General features: G+C 60.6%; 20 protein-coding genes and 1 pseudogene. 11 read left to right on the plus strand and 10 right to left on the minus strand.

The window, feature by feature from the left end; all coding sequences use genetic code 11:
• Together ACIPZB_RS21220 and ACIPZB_RS21225 are read right to left on the minus strand one after the other, a co-directional pair.
• Positions 1 to 1,008, minus strand: a pseudogene (locus ACIPZB_RS21220) (IS3 family transposase); the annotation flags it as partial.
• A 60-nt stretch (positions 1,009 to 1,068) separates the two neighbouring features.
• On the minus strand, positions 1,069 to 1,434 hold the full coding sequence (locus ACIPZB_RS21225; protein WP_400642500.1) for a hypothetical protein: 366 nt from the start codon (positions 1,432 to 1,434) through the stop codon (positions 1,069 to 1,071).
• A 988-nt stretch (positions 1,435 to 2,422) separates the two neighbouring features.
• Here ACIPZB_RS21225 and ACIPZB_RS21230 point away from each other — a divergent pair.
• The 5 genes from ACIPZB_RS21230 (at position 2,423) to ACIPZB_RS21250 (ending at position 6,606) form a co-directional block, all read left to right on the plus strand.
• Positions 2,423 to 2,638, plus strand: a complete 216-nt coding sequence (locus tag ACIPZB_RS21230; RefSeq protein ID WP_081315102.1) for a helix-turn-helix domain-containing protein — start codon at positions 2,423 to 2,425, stop codon at positions 2,636 to 2,638.
• Positions 2,639 to 3,259: 621 nt separating this feature from the next.
• On the plus strand, positions 3,260 to 3,547 hold the full coding sequence (locus tag ACIPZB_RS21235; protein WP_400642501.1) for a hypothetical protein: 288 nt from the start codon (positions 3,260 to 3,262) through the stop codon (positions 3,545 to 3,547).
• An 81-nt stretch (positions 3,548 to 3,628) separates the two neighbouring features.
• Complete coding sequence (locus tag ACIPZB_RS21240; RefSeq protein WP_400642502.1) at positions 3,629 to 4,789, plus strand: nitrogen regulation protein NR(II); 1,161 nt, start codon at positions 3,629 to 3,631, stop codon at positions 4,787 to 4,789.
• Between the two features lie 5 nt (positions 4,790 to 4,794).
• Positions 4,795 to 6,240, plus strand: a complete 1,446-nt coding sequence (locus ACIPZB_RS21245; protein ID WP_400642503.1) for an ATPase domain-containing protein — start codon at positions 4,795 to 4,797, stop codon at positions 6,238 to 6,240.
• A 12-nt stretch (positions 6,241 to 6,252) separates the two neighbouring features.
• The gene (locus ACIPZB_RS21250; protein ID WP_400642504.1) at positions 6,253 to 6,606 is read left to right on the plus strand and encodes a response regulator; all 354 of its coding nucleotides are present in this window, start codon (positions 6,253 to 6,255) and stop codon (positions 6,604 to 6,606) included.
• Positions 6,607 to 6,676: 70 nt separating this feature from the next.
• Here ACIPZB_RS21250 and csrA read toward each other — a convergent pair whose 3' ends face one another.
• From csrA to ACIPZB_RS21290, 8 genes are all read right to left on the minus strand, one after another.
• Complete coding sequence (csrA, locus tag ACIPZB_RS21255; RefSeq protein ID WP_008089330.1) at positions 6,677 to 6,874, minus strand: carbon storage regulator CsrA; 198 nt, start codon at positions 6,872 to 6,874, stop codon at positions 6,677 to 6,679.
• A gap of 252 nt (positions 6,875 to 7,126) precedes the next feature.
• Positions 7,127 to 8,149 carry a DNA topoisomerase IB gene (locus ACIPZB_RS21260; protein ID WP_400642505.1) on the minus strand — a complete coding sequence of 341 codons (1,023 nt, stop codon included), beginning with the start codon at positions 8,147 to 8,149 and terminating at the stop codon, positions 7,127 to 7,129.
• A gap of 57 nt (positions 8,150 to 8,206) precedes the next feature.
• On the minus strand, positions 8,207 to 9,298 hold the full coding sequence (modC, locus tag ACIPZB_RS21265) for a molybdenum ABC transporter ATP-binding protein (RefSeq protein ID WP_400642506.1): 1,092 nt from the start codon (positions 9,296 to 9,298) through the stop codon (positions 8,207 to 8,209).
• 1 nt (position 9,299) lies between these two features.
• Complete coding sequence (modB, locus tag ACIPZB_RS21270) at positions 9,300 to 9,980, minus strand: molybdate ABC transporter permease subunit (RefSeq protein WP_008089326.1); 681 nt, start codon at positions 9,978 to 9,980, stop codon at positions 9,300 to 9,302.
• Positions 9,980 to 10,738, minus strand: coding sequence for a molybdate ABC transporter substrate-binding protein (gene modA, locus ACIPZB_RS21275; RefSeq protein WP_400642507.1), 759 nt, complete (start codon positions 10,736 to 10,738; stop codon positions 9,980 to 9,982). The genes modB and modA overlap by 1 nt, the downstream gene beginning before the upstream one ends.
• A gap of 137 nt (positions 10,739 to 10,875) precedes the next feature.
• Positions 10,876 to 11,952 carry an NAD(P)H-dependent flavin oxidoreductase gene (locus ACIPZB_RS21280; RefSeq protein WP_400642508.1) on the minus strand — a complete coding sequence of 359 codons (1,077 nt, stop codon included), beginning with the start codon at positions 11,950 to 11,952 and terminating at the stop codon, positions 10,876 to 10,878.
• Between the two features lie 26 nt (positions 11,953 to 11,978).
• A complete protein-coding gene (locus ACIPZB_RS21285; protein ID WP_008090280.1) occupies positions 11,979 to 12,146 on the minus strand; it encodes a hypothetical protein in 168 nt (55 codons plus the stop codon).
• An 8-nt stretch (positions 12,147 to 12,154) separates the two neighbouring features.
• Positions 12,155 to 12,457, minus strand: a complete 303-nt coding sequence (locus ACIPZB_RS21290) for a DUF1883 domain-containing protein (RefSeq protein WP_008090281.1) — start codon at positions 12,455 to 12,457, stop codon at positions 12,155 to 12,157.
• A gap of 161 nt (positions 12,458 to 12,618) precedes the next feature.
• On the opposite strand from ACIPZB_RS21290, the gene ACIPZB_RS21295 reads away from it, so the two are divergent.
• The 6 genes from ACIPZB_RS21295 (at position 12,619) to ahpC (ending at position 18,011) form a co-directional block, all read left to right on the plus strand.
• Positions 12,619 to 12,978 (plus strand): hypothetical protein, encoded by a 360-nt coding sequence (locus tag ACIPZB_RS21295; protein WP_400642509.1) that lies wholly within the window; start codon positions 12,619 to 12,621, stop codon positions 12,976 to 12,978.
• 134 nt (positions 12,979 to 13,112) lie between these two features.
• Entirely contained in the window at positions 13,113 to 13,763 is a 651-nt protein-coding gene (locus ACIPZB_RS21300; RefSeq protein WP_400642510.1) for a c-type cytochrome, read from the plus strand.
• Positions 13,760 to 14,674, plus strand: coding sequence for a c-type cytochrome (locus ACIPZB_RS21305; protein ID WP_400642511.1), 915 nt, complete (start codon positions 13,760 to 13,762; stop codon positions 14,672 to 14,674). The genes ACIPZB_RS21300 and ACIPZB_RS21305 overlap by 4 nt, the downstream gene beginning before the upstream one ends.
• 226 nt (positions 14,675 to 14,900) lie before the next feature.
• Positions 14,901 to 15,740: a UTP--glucose-1-phosphate uridylyltransferase GalU gene (gene galU, locus ACIPZB_RS21310; protein ID WP_400642512.1), complete on the plus strand. Its 840-nt coding sequence runs from the start codon at positions 14,901 to 14,903 to the stop codon at positions 15,738 to 15,740.
• A gap of 99 nt (positions 15,741 to 15,839) precedes the next feature.
• Positions 15,840 to 17,195: a glutathione-disulfide reductase gene (gorA, locus tag ACIPZB_RS21315; RefSeq protein WP_400642513.1), complete on the plus strand. Its 1,356-nt coding sequence runs from the start codon at positions 15,840 to 15,842 to the stop codon at positions 17,193 to 17,195.
• A gap of 252 nt (positions 17,196 to 17,447) precedes the next feature.
• Complete coding sequence (ahpC, locus tag ACIPZB_RS21320; protein WP_008090543.1) at positions 17,448 to 18,011, plus strand: alkyl hydroperoxide reductase subunit C; 564 nt, start codon at positions 17,448 to 17,450, stop codon at positions 18,009 to 18,011.
• Positions 18,012 to 18,131 lie beyond the last annotated feature (120 nt).

Below are 18,131 nucleotides of genomic sequence, written 5' to 3' on the forward strand. Positions count from 1 at the left end.
AGATCTTTCGCCGGATTCGTTCCCGCTTCAAAAGCTGGAAAAAGCTCTCGGCCACGGCGTTGTCATGGCAGTTTCCTCGGCGACTCATGCTGCTAATCACGTTGTTGGCCTTCAAGAAACTTTGCCAATCTGAGCTACTGAACTGGCTGCCTTGATCTGAGTGAATCATCACTTGCTGCTGTGGCTTGCGTCGCCACACGGCCATCAGCATGGCGTCGATGGCCAGGTCGCTGCACATCCTGGGCTTCATTGACCAACCGATGACTTGGCGAGAGAACAGATCCAGCACAACCGCCAGATACAGCCAACCTTCATACGTACGGATGTAGGTGATGTCGGTCACCCAGACCTTATTCGGCTCACTGACTTTGAACTGCCGCGCGAGATGGTTGGGCGAGGCCACTGTTGGTTTTCCACCGTAAAACCCCGGACGCCGCCGATAGCCAGTTTGCGAACGCAGTCCCTCTACCTGCATCAAACGACCGACTCGATTCCGTCCACAGATCTCTCCTAGCTCTCGTAGGTCATCGTGAATTTTGCGATAGCCATACACGCCTCCGCTTTCTAACCAGGCATGCTTGATCAAGCCAAGCAGGCGTTGATCTTCTTTGGCTCGGGCAGATTGAGGCTCGGCCAGCCAAGCGTAGTAGCCGCTGGGATGCACCTTGAGGGTTTGGCAAAGGCGGCGCACTGGGTAATCCGTCGAGTGCTTCTTGATGAAGGCGTACTTCAGCCGCACTCCTTGGCAAAGTACGCGGCGGCCTTCTTTAAGATGTCTCGCTCCTCCGTCACCCGCTTGAGTTCAGCGCGCAGCTTGCGCAGTTCGGCCTGCTGATCATCGTCTTGCTGACGCTGCTCTTGGGGCTTGCTGTAGATCTTGATCCACGCGTAAAGGCTGTGCACGGACATGCCCAAGCGCTGAGCGACATCAGCGACAGGTTTGCCTTTCTCGGTCACTTGCTTGACCGCTTCGATTTTGAATTCTTCGGGGTAACGCTGACGACTCATGGCACCTCCTGTTTGGGCCTCATTATGAGGCTTGGAGGTGTCTACGAAACCAGGGGCGATTCAGTCTATGAGTAGATTACTGTAGGGCTCATAGCTCCCATCAACAACCTGGTGCCAGGAGTTTACTATATAAGCTCCCAGGTAACCCCCTCTCCAAGCCTCAGTAATAAAGCGTTTTTTCTGCTCATCGCTCCAATCAGGCCTTGATTGCCATTCCACGAAAGGGTGACCCATCGCAAAGCTACTGGCCCACGGATAATCCGCCTGATAGATCAACTCAGATGTCGAATAGTTTTGATAATTTCTAGATAAATGATCTATGTCATGCAGATGCACAGTGGTATGCATCACATTGATCGGCATGGCAATCTGAAAGGCTGATCTGATTTCTGGATCTTGAGGCTGAGAAGAGTTTTTTGATTGCACGGAAGTCACTTTTTCGTTGAGTTAACGATGCGTTGATAGGGTTTCAAGATGACGTGACTTTAGCACATAAAATCAAGAAAAAAACGCGTCGATATTGGTTTCTTGGCAAGTGAGCCGGATTTCGCGTCGTAAATAAACCATCAGTATAGTTTGGCATCAACCGTTAGTATATTTTTCGACGGTGTATGGATGTGCTGTGATCCGCTCGTTCTGAAGCCCTCATGAAATTTTTTTTCATACCCCCCTTGAAATGATTTTTCAAAAACGGAGCTCTATTATTTTGTTAGCAAAAAAAAGCAGAGATCTCTTATTTTGCAGATTTTTGATGCCATTTTGAGATCGTAAATTCTGCTGTTTTAGGTGGATGTTGATAGCTCAGGTCTGCATGCCACCCTTGCCTCGCCCCTTTGCTCGCTACTTCACCTCACGCGCATGCGCGTGAGCGTGGCTTGCTTTTGAGCGCCGTAGGCGCATCGCTTTTTTCAGCGCCGTAGGCGCTGGCTTGATTTTGACCTCAAACAAAAAAGTGCAATTTTTTAAAGAAAGTACGCGGAAAACATACCGTTAAATTATTGGGTTTCTAGTGCTTTGGCGCTTACCCGTAGAGGTCGCGAACATTCGGGGGGTAGCTAATGCTGGTAAAGGCGGCGTCGCTGTATTTGCTTCATACAGATGGTGTGCGGTTGAAAGTTTTTATCGTAGAGTCGGCGCGGGGTGATCCATTGCGGCGATGATCAATCCTCGAGTACCCAGCCCCCCGCAGCTCTCGTTCACCGTTCAGTGGGTTTTCAATTATCTCTATAAAGGTATGCGTCTGGCATACCCATCTGTGTTTGCTAGGGTTTCAGGCCAGTCAGTGAGTATGCTGCTGACACACCCATTTGAAAATGTGTCTCTCGTGCCTTGACGACTGGCTGCGCAAACATTTAGCTTTAATTGACACCAAGGGAGGGATACTCCGGTGGAAGCGTATATTTGAGAGGTTTTTATGATCGCGGCTGATAAATTGACTAAAGAGTTTCTCGATGTGCATGAGACTGCTGACGCGCTTGGTGTGTCAAAAGAAACCTTGAGGTTCTGGCGATATACTAATAAACACGCGACAGAAATTCCTGCGTTAAAGCATGTCTCTCGTCGTATTTATTACCGCACGCAAGATGTTGTGGCTTTTTCCAAAACTATGTATTGCCCGTCTGGTTGCTGAGCGCTACCGAACCGCGAGCATGATGCTCATACAGGCCTTGGCACGATGCTCAGGCTAGCAAGAAGCCCAGATCGATCTGGGTTTTTTTGTGCCTGCAGGGCGGGTTTGGTAGCCGATATGATGGTGGAAAATATTTTAGAAAATATGAGATTTTTCGAGGAGGAGGCGTTTTGGGCTTACGAGAGCTGAGGAAAGCTTACGAGAGCTGAGCTTAATTTTGAGTGCCGGCTACCAAATGGCTACCAAGCTCTCAAAAAGACCAAAGATAATGAAGGATATAGAGGGGAATGGGAAACGCTAGAAGCTTTGTGGTACGTGGCCTATAGCTGTTTAGGTCGCTGCAATGGCATGACAGAAAAGGTGTTGACAGTCAGCAGATTTTAAGTCTGCTGTGTATACCAATTCCACCACACTCGCACGCTTGAAAGGGTCGTGAAGACCGGCGCGCTTCTAGCAGAAGGGCCTGACAATCAAGCGCGCTTTATAACCCATTGTTATAGTTGAGTCAACCGTAGCGCCTATGATCAAAGGAGGGAAGGCGTCACACAGAGGCATAATTGACACCATAGGTGTCATTACGCCACTGTTGCCGCTTCTTTTGGATCCAATGAGTGTGTAGCCATGCCGCCGGCTTCCCGTCCCACTGACACCGGACGTCTCGTTCGCCCCCGCTGGTACTGGCGGGTGCTATTCGCCCATGTCTTGTTGCTGGGAGCCTTTCTTTACATCAGCCTGGCCTCGCTGGGGGGCTACCTGTTGATGCTCGGGTTTGCCGACGAGCACCCACAGCCTCAACGGCTGATGGCCCTGGGTGGCGGCGGGGTGATCGTGCTGGTGTGCCTTTGGCTGCTGAAAGTGGCGATGCCGCGGCGGGTCAGTCCGGTGCTGGTCGAACGTGAGCCTGGCTAAGCCTGCGCCGCACGCGCTGACCTCGGCGTGTATCTTTGGCTAAGCTCATTCTTTCCCTCCTGCTGTGCCTGTGGAGTTTGCATGGTTCCAGCTGACCGCCCCGACCACCCTGTCATGCTTGCCAACAGCTATGAGCGGTTGGTGCAGTCAGTGGTGGACTACGCCATCTACATGCTCGATACCACAGGCCTCGTGGTCTCCTGGAACGCCGGTGCCGAGCGCATCAAGGGCTACCGCGCCGAGGAAGTGGTCGGCAAGCATTTCTCGTTGTTCTTCACCCATGAGGATTGCCTCGATGGTCGCCCCCAGCGCCTGCTCAAGCAAGCCCTCGAACAGGGGGTGGCGCAGGACGAGGGCTGGCGCGTACGCAAGGATGGCACCCGGTTCTGGGCGTTGGCGGCACTGGATGTCATCCGCGATGAGCAAGGTCAGGTCATCGGCCTGGCCAAGGTCACCCGCGACATCACTGACCGGCGCGAATCCGCCTTGCAGCTGGATGCCGTTCGCGCCCAGCTGTTCCAGGCGCAGAAGCTCGAGGCACTGGGGCAGCTGACCGGTGGGCTGGCCCACGACTTCAACAACTTGCTGACCATCATCATCAATTCGGCGCGGATGGCGAAGGAAAGCAAAGACCCGGTGCGCCTGCGACGCCTGATGGAGCACATCCTCGATGCGGGCCAGCGGGGCACCGAGCTGACCAAGCAGCTGCTGACATTCGCCCGTCATCGGCAGCTTGAAGTCACCCAGATCGCTCCCGCCGAACTGCTCGGGGCAACCCGGGGTTTGCTGGAGCATGCATTGCCCCGTGAGATCGTGCTGGAAGAGCACCTGCAGCCTGACTTGCCGCTGATCGAGGTGGATGTCGGGCAACTGCAGATGGTTTTGCTCAACCTGTTGTTCAATGCCCGAGATGCCATCGAAGGCCAGGGTACGATCCGCTTGGCGGTCAGCGCCGTCGAGCTCGCGGGCGAAGTAGAAGGTCTGTGCGGGGCTTACGTGTGCTTCGAGGTGGGCGACAGCGGCCCCGGCATCGAAGTGAAGGTGCTGCCGCGTATCTTCGAACCGTTCTTCACCACCAAACCCTTTGGCAAGGGTACGGGCCTTGGGCTGAGCCAAGCCTACGGCTTTGCCAAGCAAAGCAATGGCGCCATCAATGTCCAAAGCGAAATGGGCAAGGGTACGTGCATGCGCCTGTACCTGCCGGTCTGCCGGCACAATTCGGATGGTCAACTCGACGGGTAGCCACCATGGCACAAGTACTCAAGCGGCTGGTGACGGGGATAGCGGGGCTCGATGCACTGCTCAAGGGCGGTCTGGTTGCGGGTGCTTCCTACATCATTCAAGGGCCACCTGGCGCCGGCAAGACCATTCTCGCCAACCAGTTGGCCTGTGGCCACGTGCGCCAAGGCGGCCGGGTGCTGGTGGCGACTTTGCTCAGCGAGTCCCACGAGCGGCTGTTCCAGTACCTGGCGACCCTGGAGTTCTTCGACCCGGCGTTGGTCGGCGACCAGATCCAGTTCGTCAGCGCCTTCGATACCCTCGAACAGGAGGGGCTGGATGCGGTGGTCAAGCTGCTGCGCCAGGAAATCGCCCGTCAGCAGGCCAGCTTGCTGATCGTCGACGGTGTGCTCAATGCCCGCGTGCGTGCGGAAACCTCGTTGGACACCAAGAAGTTCGTCTCGGAGCTGCAAGGCCATGCGGCCTTTGCCGGGTGCACCTTGTTGCTGCTGACCAGCGCCCGGCTGGATGAGGGCAGCCCCGAACACACCATGGTCGATGGGGTGATCGAACTGGGCGAGCAGTTGATCGGCAGCCGCGCCGTGCGCCATATCCAGCTGCGCAAGACGCGCGGCAGCGGGGCGCTGTCGGGGCGCCACGAATGCTTGATCGACGAGGCCGGGATGCATGTCTATCCGCGTCTGGAAGCGCTCTACAGCCACCCCAGCCAACCAGGTTGCGCGAGCTTGAACCGGGTGACCACAGGCATCGACACACTCGATGAAATGCTTGGTGGCGGATTGGCCCGCAGCTCGACCAGTCTGTTGATGGGCCCTTCGGGGGTCGGCAAGACGTCTTTGGGCCTGGCCTTTCTGAGCGCCTCCAGTGCCGAGGCACCAGGCCTGCATTTCGGCTTTTACGAAACGCCCGATCGATTGCGCCTGAAGGCGACATCGCTGGGTTACGACTTCGCGGATCTGGAGCGACAGGGCGCCTTGCAGCTGTGCTGGCAACCGACCACCGAAGGCTTGCTCGACCAGGTCGGTGCGCGCTTGCTGGAGCAGGTCGATCGATTAGGCAGCAAGCGTGTGTTTATCGATAGCCTCGGGGCGTTCAGTCGCCTTGCGGCGGACCCGGCACGGCTCAATGCCTTCTTCAGGGCACTGACGGGAGAGCTGCGGGCGAGGGATGTCAGCGTCATGCTCACGTGGGAAATGCGCGACATCTTCGGTTCGGAAATCACCGCGCCAGCGCCGGATCTGTCGAGCATCGTCGACAACCTGATGCTCATGCGCTTTGTTGAACTGGACTCGCAACTGCAGCGCATGTTGTCGATCCTCAAGGTGCGCGACAGCCACCATGACCCGGCGCTGCACGCGTTGCATTTCAGCGCGCAGGGCATCAGCCTGCGCAAAGCGTTCGAGGGTGCCTGCGGCGTGCTCTCGGGTACCCCGGTGCCGCAAGGGAGTGGATGACGGGGCCGGCCGATGAATACCATCCTGATCGTCGATGACGAATACCTGATCGCCGATATCCTCGGCTTTGCCCTGGAAGACGAAGGCTTTCTGGTCGAGAAGGCGAGCAACGGGCGCAAGGCCCTGGAAGCGCTCAAGGAGAAGCGCGTGGAGCTGGTCATCACCGACTACATGATGCCCGTGCTCAATGGCGAGGAGCTGGTGTTGGCTATTCGCGAGGAGCTGGCGTTGTGCGACTTGCCAGTGATCCTCATGAGCGGCGCCCAGGCCAGCCAAGGACGTCCGGAGCTGTTCGCCGCGGTATTCGACAAGCCGTTCGACATGGACAAGATGATCGCCAAGGTGCGCGAATTGCTGGATACCTGACGCTCAGGTGATGAGCAATATCAGCCTTTCGGTACGATCAAGCGCGTCCGTGCGACTTGTAGTTGGCAGGTCAGTGCTGGTCGTCGTGCTTCTCGGGTGCTGGGTTGCCAGCCTGGATCCGTTTGAAGATTTCCTCACGGTGCACCTGAACATCCTTAGGTGCATCGATACCAATCCTCACCTGCATCCCTTTGACGCCCAGAATGGTGACTTTGATGTCATCGTTGATGACGATGCTTTCGCCAACCTTACGGGTGAGTATCAGCATGTAGTTCTCCTTGGTGATGTAGAAATCCGCCTGGCCAGTGCCGCAGCGGTGGGAGCCTGTCCCTCTTCCTTCTCATTAAAGACGCTTTCGGCGGATAGTAATTCCCCGAAATAGAAAATCTGTCGTGTGTCTTTAGTCGCAGGTGTCGATTCAGTGAGCTTTTGGTGCCTCGACGAAGGTGCTCGACGGCAAGGATAGGGGGGTTCGGCGCGTATGGGAAATTTCTCTGCATCATCGTTGAGATAGACGCGTTCAATCATTGCCTGAATCCTCCAGGGCTTGCAGAAACAGCAGCAAGGCGACCTCTTCGGGGTCCAGGCCTTTGCGCACTCGCCGGCTGGGCAAAGCTGACAGGCGCCCTTGAGCGTAATGCTCCAGCACCGCGGGATGGATGTAGCAGCGCCGGCATACCGCCGGCGTGTTGCCCAGCCGTGCGGCGACCTCCTTGACGATGTTGCTGACCTGGCGCTTGGCTTCGCTTTCCGGCTCCCAGGCCAGCGGCTTGAGCAGGCTCAGGGCCAGGCTGCTGCCGGCCCAGGTGCGGTAGTCCTTGGCGGTGAAGTCGGCGCCGGTCAGTTGCTGCAGGAACTGGTTGATCTCGCTGGAGCCAATGCTATGGCGCTGACCGTCTTCGTCCAGGTACTGGAACAGGGCTTGCCCTGGCAGTTCCATGCAGCGTTTGAGCAGGTTCGCCAGGCGCCGGTCGCGCAGCGTGACATTGTGCTCCACGCCGCGCTTGCCGCGGAACTGGAACCGAATGGTGCTGCCCTCTACCTTGACGTGGCGATTGCGCAGCGTCGTCAGGCCGTATGACTTGTTGTCGCGCAGGTAGCGCTGGTTGCCGATGCGGATCAGCGTGTGATCCAGCAGGCTGACCACCAGCGCCATGACTTTTTCCCGGTCCAGCCCTGGGCGGGCCAGGTGCAGTTCCAGTTGCGCGCGAAGCTTGGGCAGGGCCTGGGCGAAGGCCAGCATGCGCCCGTACTTGTGCTGGTCGCGCAGTTCGCGCCACTGCGCGTGATAGCGATACTGCTTGCGCCCTCGGGCATCGAGGCCGGTGGCCTGCAGATGGCCTTGCGGGTCGGCGCAGATCCACACATCGGTATAGGCCGGCGGAATCACCAGGGCGGCGATGCGCGCCAGAGTCTCGCTGTCGCGCACACGCTGGCCTTGCGCGTCGAGGTAGATGAAGCGCTCGCGCCAGCGGCGGCGGCTGAGGCCGGGCTGGTTGTCGTCCACGTAATGCAGGCTGGGTGGCAAGGGGCAGTCGAGCATCGGCGGCAAGCCTCGATCAGGTCACTGATCAATGGACAACAGCCGTGCGACCGATGCTCAGCCCAGCAGTGCCACCGACTTTATCTGCGCGTACAAGGCCTGGCCCGGATGCAGGCCAAGTTGGTCGGCCGAGAAGCGCGTGATGCGCGCCAGCAGGGCGTTGCCACCGGCGTCCAGGCTCACCAGCACATGGGCTGGGTTGTCTGCCGGGCGGGCTTCGCGCACCCGTACCGGCAAGCGGTTGAGGATGCTTGAGGTGCTGTCGGCCGCCAGCGCAAGGCTCACGTCGCGGGCCTGGACCTTGACGCGCAGGGTGCTGCCCATGCTGTGGGCCGGATGGGCGATGCGCAGTACAGGCGCGGCGCTGCCGGGCAGGCGCAGGTCGAGCAGGTCGTAGTGCGGGTCGTGTCCGACCACCATCCCCTCGAACACCACGCCGGCGTCCTCGCCTTGGGCCAGCGACAGGTCGAGGCGCGCCAGGGTTTCGCCGATCGGCCCGCTGGCCATCGCCTGACCTTGCTCCAGCAACACCAGGTGGTCGGCCAGCCGCGCCACTTCGTCCTGGGCGTGGCTGACATACACCAGCGGGATGTCCAGCTCGTCGTGCAGGCGTTCCAGATAGGGCAGGATCTCGCGTTTGCGTGGCCCGTCGAGCGCGGCCAAGGGCTCGTCCATCAATAGCAGGCGCGGGCTGCTGAGCAGCGCGCGAGCGATGCCCACGCGCTGCGCCTCGCCCCCGGACAAGGTCGCTGGCCGGCGTTCGAGCAGGTGGCCGATGCCGAGCAGTTGGCAGGCCTGGTCGAGACCGACCTTGCGCTCGCGGGCGGCGATGCGGCGCCAGCCGAATTCCAGGTTGCCGCGCACCGACAGGTGCGGGAACAGGCTGGCTTCCTGGAACACATAGCCCACGGGGCGCAGGTGGGGCGCCTGGAAGTAGCCGCGGGCGCTGTCTTCCCAGACCTCGCCATTGACTTCGATATAGGCCTTGGCCGCCCGTTCCAGCCCGGCCAGGCAGCGCAACACCGAGGTCTTGCCGGAGCCTGAGTGGCCAAACAGTGCGCTGATGCCGCGACCGGGCAGTTGCAGGTCGACATCCAGGGTGAAGTCGTCGCGCGCCAGTTGCAGGCGCGCCACAATGGATCCGCTCATTTCAGCTCCAGCCAGCCTTGCCGCGGCGTCCAGCGTACAGCAGGAGCAGCACCAGGAACGAGAACACCAGCATGGCACCGGCCAGCCAGTGGGCTTGTGAATACTCCATGGCTTCGACGTGATCGAAGATCTGCACCGAAACCACGCGGGTCTTGTCGGGGATATTGCCACCGATCATCAGCACCACCCCGAACTCGCCCACGGTGTGGGCAAAGCCAAGGATGCTGGCCGTGACGAAGCCGGGGCGGGCCAGCGGCAACACCACATGGACGAAGGTGTCCCAGGGGCTGGCGCGCAGCGTCGCGGCCACTTCCAGCGGCCGTTGGCCGATGGCGGTGAAGGCGTTTTGCAAGGGTTGCACCACGAACGGCATGGAATACACCGTCGAGCCAATCACCAGGCCGCTGAAGCTGAATACCACGCTGCCCAGGCCCAGCGCCTGGGTAGCCTGGCCAATCCAGCCATGCGGGCCGAGGGCGAGCAGCAGGTAGAAGCCGATCACCGTCGGCGGCAGCACCAGCGGCAGGGCTACCACCGCGCCCACCGGCCCGCGCAGCCAGGAGCGCGTGCGCGCCAGCCACCAGGCGATGGGCGTGCCGACGAGCAGCAGGATCAGGGTGGTCAGGCTGGCCAGTTTGAGGGTCAGCCAGACCGCGCCCAGGTCACTGGCGTCGAGTGGCATCAGAGCTCATAACCGTAGGATTTGATAACCGCAGCGGCTTTCGGGCCTTTCAGGTAATCCACCAGCGCCTTGGCAGCCGGGTTGTCCTTGCCTTTGTTGAGGATGACCGCGTCCTGGCGAATCGGCTCGTGCATGTCAGCCGGTACGATCCAGGCCGAACCGCTCTCGACCTTGCCGTCCTTGTAGATCTGCGACAGGGCGACGAAGCCCAGTTCGGCGTTGCCGGTGGAGACGAACTGGAAGGCTTGGGTGATGTTCTGGCCTTCGACGATCTTGCCTTTGGTGGCCTCGGTCAGTTTCAGCTTGTCCAGCACCTGGGTGGCGGCCAGGCCGTAGGGCGCGGCTTTGGGGTTGGCGATGGACAGGTGCTGGAAGTCGTTCTTCTTCAATACCTCGCCTTTGCTGTCGACGTAGCCCGGTTTGGGCGACCACAGCGCCAGGGTGCCAATGGCGTAGGTGAAGCGCGAGCCAGGGACGATTTCCTTTTCCTGCTCCAGTTTTGCCGGAGTGCTGTCGTCGGCGGCGAGGAACACTTCGAACGGTGCGCCGTTCTTGATCTGGGCGTAGAACTGCCCGGTAGCGCCATAGGCGGCGACCAGCTTGTGACCGGTGTCTTTCTCGAAGTCCTTGGCAATGGCCTGGATCGGCGCGGTGAAGTTCGCAGCGACCGCGACCTGGACCTCGTCGGCCCAGGCGCTGTTGAGGGTGATCAGGCTGGCAAGGGCAGTGGTGGCCAGGTGGGACAGGCGGATGCGCATGAACAACTCCTAGGGATGGTTATCGTTATGGTGTGAACTATATAGCGATAGGCCATTTGTCGGGAAGGGGTTGAAGAAGAGGGGGCGTGCCGATGACAGCGGCTTGCCGAATCGAGCGCCGCCACAGGCCAGAGGCTTTACCGCTTGAGCAGCGCCAGTGCGTGCTCGGCAATCGCTCGGGTCAGCTGTTCGGCGGACATCGCTTTGCCCAGGCGCAGCGCCTGTCCGGACCAAAGGTTGCTGAAGTCGCTATTGCCTTGCGGGTCGGTGATCGCCCGTAGCGGCATCAGCGCGCCACCGGCCAATGGAAAACTCGGTGCCAGGTCACTCATCGGCCCCAGCTCGCGCATGATGCGGTTGTTGATGCCCCGTGCCGGGCGCCCGGTGAACAGGTTGGTCAGCGCCGTGTCGCTGGCCGGTGCGCTGTCCAGCGCGCGGCGGTGGGCGGCAGAAATCTTGGCTTCCGGGCAGAACAGGTAGGCGGTGCCGAGCTGCACCGCGCTGGCGCCCAGGGCCAGGGCTGCGACCAGGCCGCGATGATCGCCTATGCCGCCTGCAGCGATCACTGGCAGGCGCACTGCATCGGCGATCTGCGGCACCAGCGCGAAGGTGCCGATCTGGCTGGTGATGTCGTCGCTGAGGAACATGCCGCGATGCCCCCCGGCTTCGTAACCCATGGCGATGATCGCATCGCAGCCATGGGCTTCGAGCCAGACCGCTTCTTCCACCGTGGTGGCGCTGGACAGCACCTTGGCGCCCGCTGCCTTGACGCGCTGCAGCAGCGTGGGCTCAGGCAAGCCGAAGTGGAAGCTCACCACTTCCGGGCGCAGCTGCTCCACCAGCTGGCAGCTTTGCTCATCGAAGGGTGCACGGTTGGAGACCGGGGTGGGCGCCTCGAAGTCGGCACCGACTTCCTGGTAGTAAGGCTTGAGCACCTGCTTCCAGCGCGCGGCGCGTTCAGGGTCTGGAGCCGGCGGCTGGTGGCAGAAGAAGTTGAGGTTCAGCGGCCGCCCCGGGCAGGCGGCGCGAAAGGCTTCGATCTCGTCGCGTATCTGCTCGCCGGTGAGCATGGCGCAGGGCAGGGCGCCCAGCCCGCCGGCGTTGGCCACCGCGATCGCCATGGCCGGGCCGCTGGCACCGGCCATGGGCGCTTGCAGCATGGGCAACTCGATGCCCAACAGATCGAGGATACGACGGTCGGGCCAGTTGCTCATGCGGATCTCCTTGCGCGCAGTGGGGGTTACAGGGCCTTGCTGACCTGGATGTCGCTGATCTTGTCGGCGTCCTCGCCGTGGATCTTGCGCAGGGCGTCGAGCGCCTGCTCTTGCGATGCATCGGGCATCACGGCGAAATCCCAGCGGCGCTGGCCGTCGAGCTTGTACTTGATGACGTATTTGGTCTGGGTCATGGCGGGCGTTATCCGAGTTTCGACGAAGAGCGACGGATGATCTTGATCTTGTGGGTCAAGGTTGGCTTGCGCGTTACCGAGATCGGGCGGGTCGTCACGGTGTCGATGGTGATGTTCCAGAAACCGGTGCTGGGCACGGTGATCTTGGCCGGGAAGCGCTCGAAGTGGCCACCGTGATAGGTGTGCCGGCCGCCATTCTTGAAACTGCGGAAGTTGGCGTCGTTCATCAGGCGGATGTTGCAGCGCTGGGAACACTCGATGACGACAATGTCGTCCTCGTTCAAGTGCTCGCGCTGGTGTACGAATTTCATGGGGTGCTCCGCAAAGTCTGGTTCTGCAAAGGCGAACGATACCACGATGTCGCGATTGGCTGGCGCACCGGTTGAACCGCGTGCAGATAAATCTGCCGAAGCCGGGAGCAAAAACGCCTGGCCGTTGTCAGAGCGGATTCTTGACGGCAGAGGTGCGGTAAATGAAGTGGATGGTAGGAGCGTTGACCTTGGCGTTGGGGGGCTGTGTCAGTGTCTCCGAACTGGAACAATCCCACGAAACCCTGGATGTGATCTCCGGCAAGTCGCCGCGCGCGTATGCCGACTGCGTCAAGCAGCACCTGGCAGATAGCCGTGATCCGCTGGTGGAAGAGCCGCGTGACGACGGCTTGCGCCTGATCGTGCCGCAGAAACTCACGGCCGGCAGCGGGCCGGCTGCGCTGGTGGACATCGACAAGCGCGGCAGCGGCAGCAGCATCACGCTGCACGAGCGGTTGAACAATTTCCCGTTGCGCCTGGGTGACGTGCGCACGGCCGCGACCCAATGCATTTCCGGTAGTTGACCTGGGGCAAGTGATGCGCGCTTAGCTGGCCCTTGGTCGGCGCGGGCGTTGTTGCGTATTCCCCTACGGGGCTAATATCCATTTGCTTATGTTTTTTAAGCTTAAGCTTATAACAAAAGAAATGGAGTTTCGTGATGACCCCGATGAGTCGCGTCGTGATCAGCAGCTTGCTGATCCTGGCCTGGCCCGCGGCGCATGCCGCCGATGGCCAGAAGATCTTCACCCAGGGCGGGGCCAACCCCGCTGCCATGGCTTGCCTGGGCTGCCACGGCCCAGACGGCAAAGGTATCGCCGCTGCCGGGTTCCCACGCCTGGCTGGCCTGCCGGCCGGTTACCTGAGCAAGCAATTGCATGACTGGCGCAACGGCACGCGCAAGCAGCCGGTGATGGAGCCGCTGGCCAAGGCCCTGACCGAGGATGAAATCCAGGCGGTCAGCACCTACCTCGCCAGCCTCCCGAGCGACCCCGCGCCGGACGAGCGCCGGCAACAGATCGCCGATAACCCGACCGCACGCTTGGCGCTGTACGGCGACTGGAGCCGGCAGATACCCGGTTGCGTGCAATGCCATGGCCCCGGTGGCAGTGGCGTAGGCGATCACTTTCCGCCCCTGGCCGGACAACCCGCGCCGTACCTGATCGCGCAACTCAATGGCTGGCGCGATGGCAGCCGCAGCAACGACCCCAACCAGCTGATGGTCGGCGTGGCCAAGGCCATGACCGATGCCGAGGTCAAGGCGATTGCCGACTACTTCGCCACGCCCACCCCTGCGGAGGTCAAGCCATGAGAGCGCTGATGCCAACCCTGTTGCTTGCCGCCATCGGCAATGCGTTTGCCTCGCCCATCGCCATGGAAGACCAGTCCCAACTGAAGGTCCCAGGTGCCCAGGCAACCCCGCAATTCGTGCCGCCCGCCGAAAGCGAGCTGCCGGACAACGCCTTCGGCAAGATGGTGCGTGAAGGCCATGCGCTGTTTGTCGATACCCGTCGGTTGATGCCCGAGGCCGTCGGCAACGGCCTCAATTGCAGCAACTGCCACCTCGACCAGGGGCGTCAGGCGCATTCCGCGCCGATGTGGGGCGCGTACCCGATGTATCCGGCGTATCGCAAGAAAAATGACAAGGTCAACACCTATGCCGAGCGCATCCAAGGGTGCTTCCAGTTCAGCATGAACGGCAAGCCGCCGGCGGCGGACAGCCCGCAGATGACCGCGTTGTCGGTCTATGCCTACTGGCTGTCGAGCAAAGCACCCACCGGTGTGGAGATTGCCGGCCGCGGTTATCCCGATGTGCCTCAACCCAAGGGCGGTTACGACTTCAAGCGGGGTCAGCAGGTCTACAACGAGCAATGCGCCATTTGTCACGGCGACAACGGGGAAGGGCAGAAAGTGGCCGATGACTATGTGATGCCACCGTTGTGGGGCAAGGACTCCTATAACTGGGGGGCGGGTATGCACCGCATCAACACGGCGGCGTCGTTCATCAAGTACAACATGCCGCTGGGCAAGCCGGGGAGCTTGAGCGACCAGCAGGCCTGGGACGTGGCCGCCTGGATCAATCGCCATGAGCGGCCCCAGGACCCTCGCCTGGTGGAAGGCTCGATCGAGAAGACCCGGGTGAAGTTTCACGCCAACGACGGCGTCAACCTGTATGGCCAGCAAGTCGAGGGTGTGTTGATCGGGCGTGGAACCGGTAGTTGAGGGGTTGCCGTGCCATCACGCTGAGCAGCGCGGCCCCTGCCAAGGCACGGGCTGCGCCTGCTGGCAACCTCTGCGGGGCGTTAATTTTACGTTCCGCCGGAACTATCTACACTGGGTTGTCTCTATGTTGGCACCGGTCGGCCACAGGCGGGGGCATTGTAAGGTGACTGCCGCCTGATTAGACTGCGCCGAACTCCACAGGCCCAGCCTTTGTTTAAGGACGTATATGATCAAGAAATGCTTGTTCCCGGCAGCCGGTTACGGCACCCGCTTCCTGCCTGCTACCAAAGCCATGCCCAAGGAAATGCTGCCAGTGGTCAACAAGCCACTGATCCAGTATGGCGTGGAAGAGGCGCTGGACGCCGGCCTGAACGAGATCTCCATCGTCACCGGCCGCGGCAAGCGTGCGCTGGAAGACCACTTCGACATTAGCTACGAGCTGGAAAACCAGATCAAGGGCACCGACAAGGAAAAGTACCTGGTCGGCATCCGTCGCCTGCTGAACGAGTGCTCGTTCTCCTACACCCGTCAGACCGAAATGAAAGGCCTGGGCCACGCCATTCTGACGGGGCAGCCGCTGATCGGTGACGAACCGTTCGCCGTGGTGCTGGCAGATGACCTGTGCGTCAACCCGGAAGGCGACGGCGTGCTGACCCAGATGGTCAAGCTGTACAACCAGTTCCGCTGCTCGATCATCGCCATCCAGGAAGTCGATCCGCAGGAAACCAACAAGTACGGCGTCATTGCCGGCGACATGATCCGCGACGACATCTTCCGTGTGACCAACATGGTCGAGAAGCCGGCCCCGGAAGACGCGCCGTCGAACCTGGCGATCATCGGCCGTTACATCCTGACTCCGGATATCTTCGATATCATCAAGAACACCCCGCCGGGCAAAGGTGGCGAGATCCAGATCACCGACGCACTGATGCAGCAAGCACAGAACGGCTGCGTGATTGCCTACAAGTTCAAGGGCAAGCGCTTCGACTGCGGTGGTGCGGAAGGCTACATCGACGCCACCAACTTCTGCTTCGAGAACTACTACAAGACCGGCAAGGCGTACTGATTCGCCACGGCAGGTTGAAAAAGCCACCCCTCGGGGTGGCTTTTTTGTTTGCAGGCGCCAACGGCGGTATGCTGAGCGCCAGCCAAGGAGACTGAATACATGGCCTACGATTTTGATTTGTTCGTGATTGGCGCCGGTTCCGGCGGTGTGCGTGCGGCGCGTTTCGCTGCGGGCTTTGGTGCGAAAGTGGCGGTGGCCGAGAGCCGCTACCTGGGTGGCACTTGCGTCAACGTCGGCTGCGTGCCGAAGAAGCTCTTGGTGTATGGCGCCCATGTTGCCGATGAACTGGAGCAGGCTGCCGGCTTCGGCTGGACCCTCGAAGAAGGGCATTTCGACTGGGGCACGCTGATCGCCAACAAGAACCGCGAGATCGAACGCCTCAATGGCATCTATCGCAACTTGCTGGTCAACAGCGGCGTGACCTTGCTGCAAGGCCATGCGCGTATCACCGGGGCCAACGAAGTGGAGGTGGACGGCCAACGCTACAGCGCCAAGCACATCCTCATCGCCACCGGGGGCTGGCCGCAGGTGCCGGACATTCCGGGCAAGGAGCTGGCCATCACCTCCAACGAGGCCTTCTACCTGAAGGATCTGCCACGTCGGGTACTGGTGGTGGGCGGTGGCTACATCGCGGTCGAGTTCGCCGGCATCTTCCAGGGGCTGGGCGCTGCGACCACCTTGCTGTACCGCGGCGACCTGTTCCTGCGCGGCTTTGACGGCTCGGTTCGCACCCACTTGAAGGAAGAGCTGGAGAAACGCGGCCTGGACCTGCAGTTCAATGCCGACATCCAGCGTATCGACAAGCTCGACGACGGCAGCCTCAAGGCCACCCTCAAGGATGGCCGCGAACTGTTGGCCGACTGCGTGTTCTATGCCACCGGCCGACGACCGATGCTCGACGACCTGGGCCTGGAAAACACCGGTGTGGAGCTGGACGAGCGCGGCTTCATCCGGGTCGACGACCAGTACCAGACCACTGCGCCGTCGATCCTCGCCATTGGCGATGTGATCGGCCGTGTGCAGCTCACCCCGGTAGCCCTGGCCGAAGGCATGGCCGTGGCGCGCCGGTTGTTCAAGCCCGAGCAGTACCGCCCGGTGGACTACCAGAACATCCCCACGGCGGTGTTCAGCCAGCCGCCGATCGGCACCGTGGGCTTGACCGAGGAGCAGGCGTTGCAGGCCGGGCACAAGGTGCAGATCTTCGAAAGCCGCTTCCGCGCGATGAAGCTGACCCTCACCGACATTCAGGAGAAGACCCTGATGAAACTGGTGGTGGATGCCGAGACCGACAAGGTGCTGGGCTGCCACATGGTCGGGCCGGATGCGGGTGAGATCGTCCAGGGCCTGGGCGTGGCCCTCAAGGCCGGTGCGACCAAGCAGCAGTTCGACGAAACCATTGGCGTGCACCCGACGGCGGCGGAAGAGTTCGTCACCATGCGGACCGTTACGCGCTAAACCTCACCGACCCTATCGCCGGCAAGCCGGCTCCCACAGGGATGTGTGAATACCTGTGGGAGCCGGCTTGCCGGCGATGAGGCCCTAAAATCCCCCCGCAATCCTTTGCTCAGCGCAATCCCTTCTATTAATAAACCTCGGTTATAGCCAAAACCAATCGCGAGCATGAGGTTTACCAATGAGCCTTTATGGCGACCAGCGGTTAGGATTCTCTCCATCAACTGTTTCCAACCCCATGAAGGAGCGTCTCTCATGCCTATCATCAACAGCCAAGTCAAACCGTTCAACGCCACCGCCTTCCACAACGGCGAATTCGTTCAGGTAAGCGAAGCCGACCTGAAGGGCAAGTGGTCCGTCGTGTTCTTCTACCCGGCCGACTTCACCTTCGTCTGCCCGACCGAGTTGGGTGACCTTGCTGACAACTACGCCGAATTCCAGAAGCTGGGCGTGGAAATCTACGGTGTGTCGACCGACACCCACTTCACCCACAAAGCCTGGCACGACACCTCGGACACCATCGGCAAGATCAAGTACCCGCTGATCGGTGACCCGACCCACGTCATCTCGCGCAACTTCGACGTGCTGATCGAAGAAGCCGGCCTGGCCGATCGCGGTACCTTCGTGATCAACCCGGAAGGCCAGATCAAGATCGTCGAAATCAACGACGGTGGTGTAGGCCGTGACGCCAGCGAGCTGCTGCGCAAGGTCAAGGCTGCCCAGTACGTGGCTGCCCACCCAGGCGAAGTCTGCCCGGCCAAGTGGAAAGAAGGCGAAGCCACCCTGGCTCCATCGCTGGACCTGGTCGGCAAGATCTAAGACCGTGCGCCAGTCGTGGGCGGTGAGCAGCCGCCAAAGCTGAAGTACTTACCGCCCCGTCAAACGCCCGGGCGACTCTGCCTGGGCGTTTTTGTATCTGAAGTTTGAAAAAAAGGAATC

Origin of the sequence: Pseudomonas sp. NPDC089396 (genome assembly GCF_044749545.1) — a bacterium.
Classification (GTDB): Bacteria; Pseudomonadota; Gammaproteobacteria; order Pseudomonadales; family Pseudomonadaceae; genus Aquipseudomonas.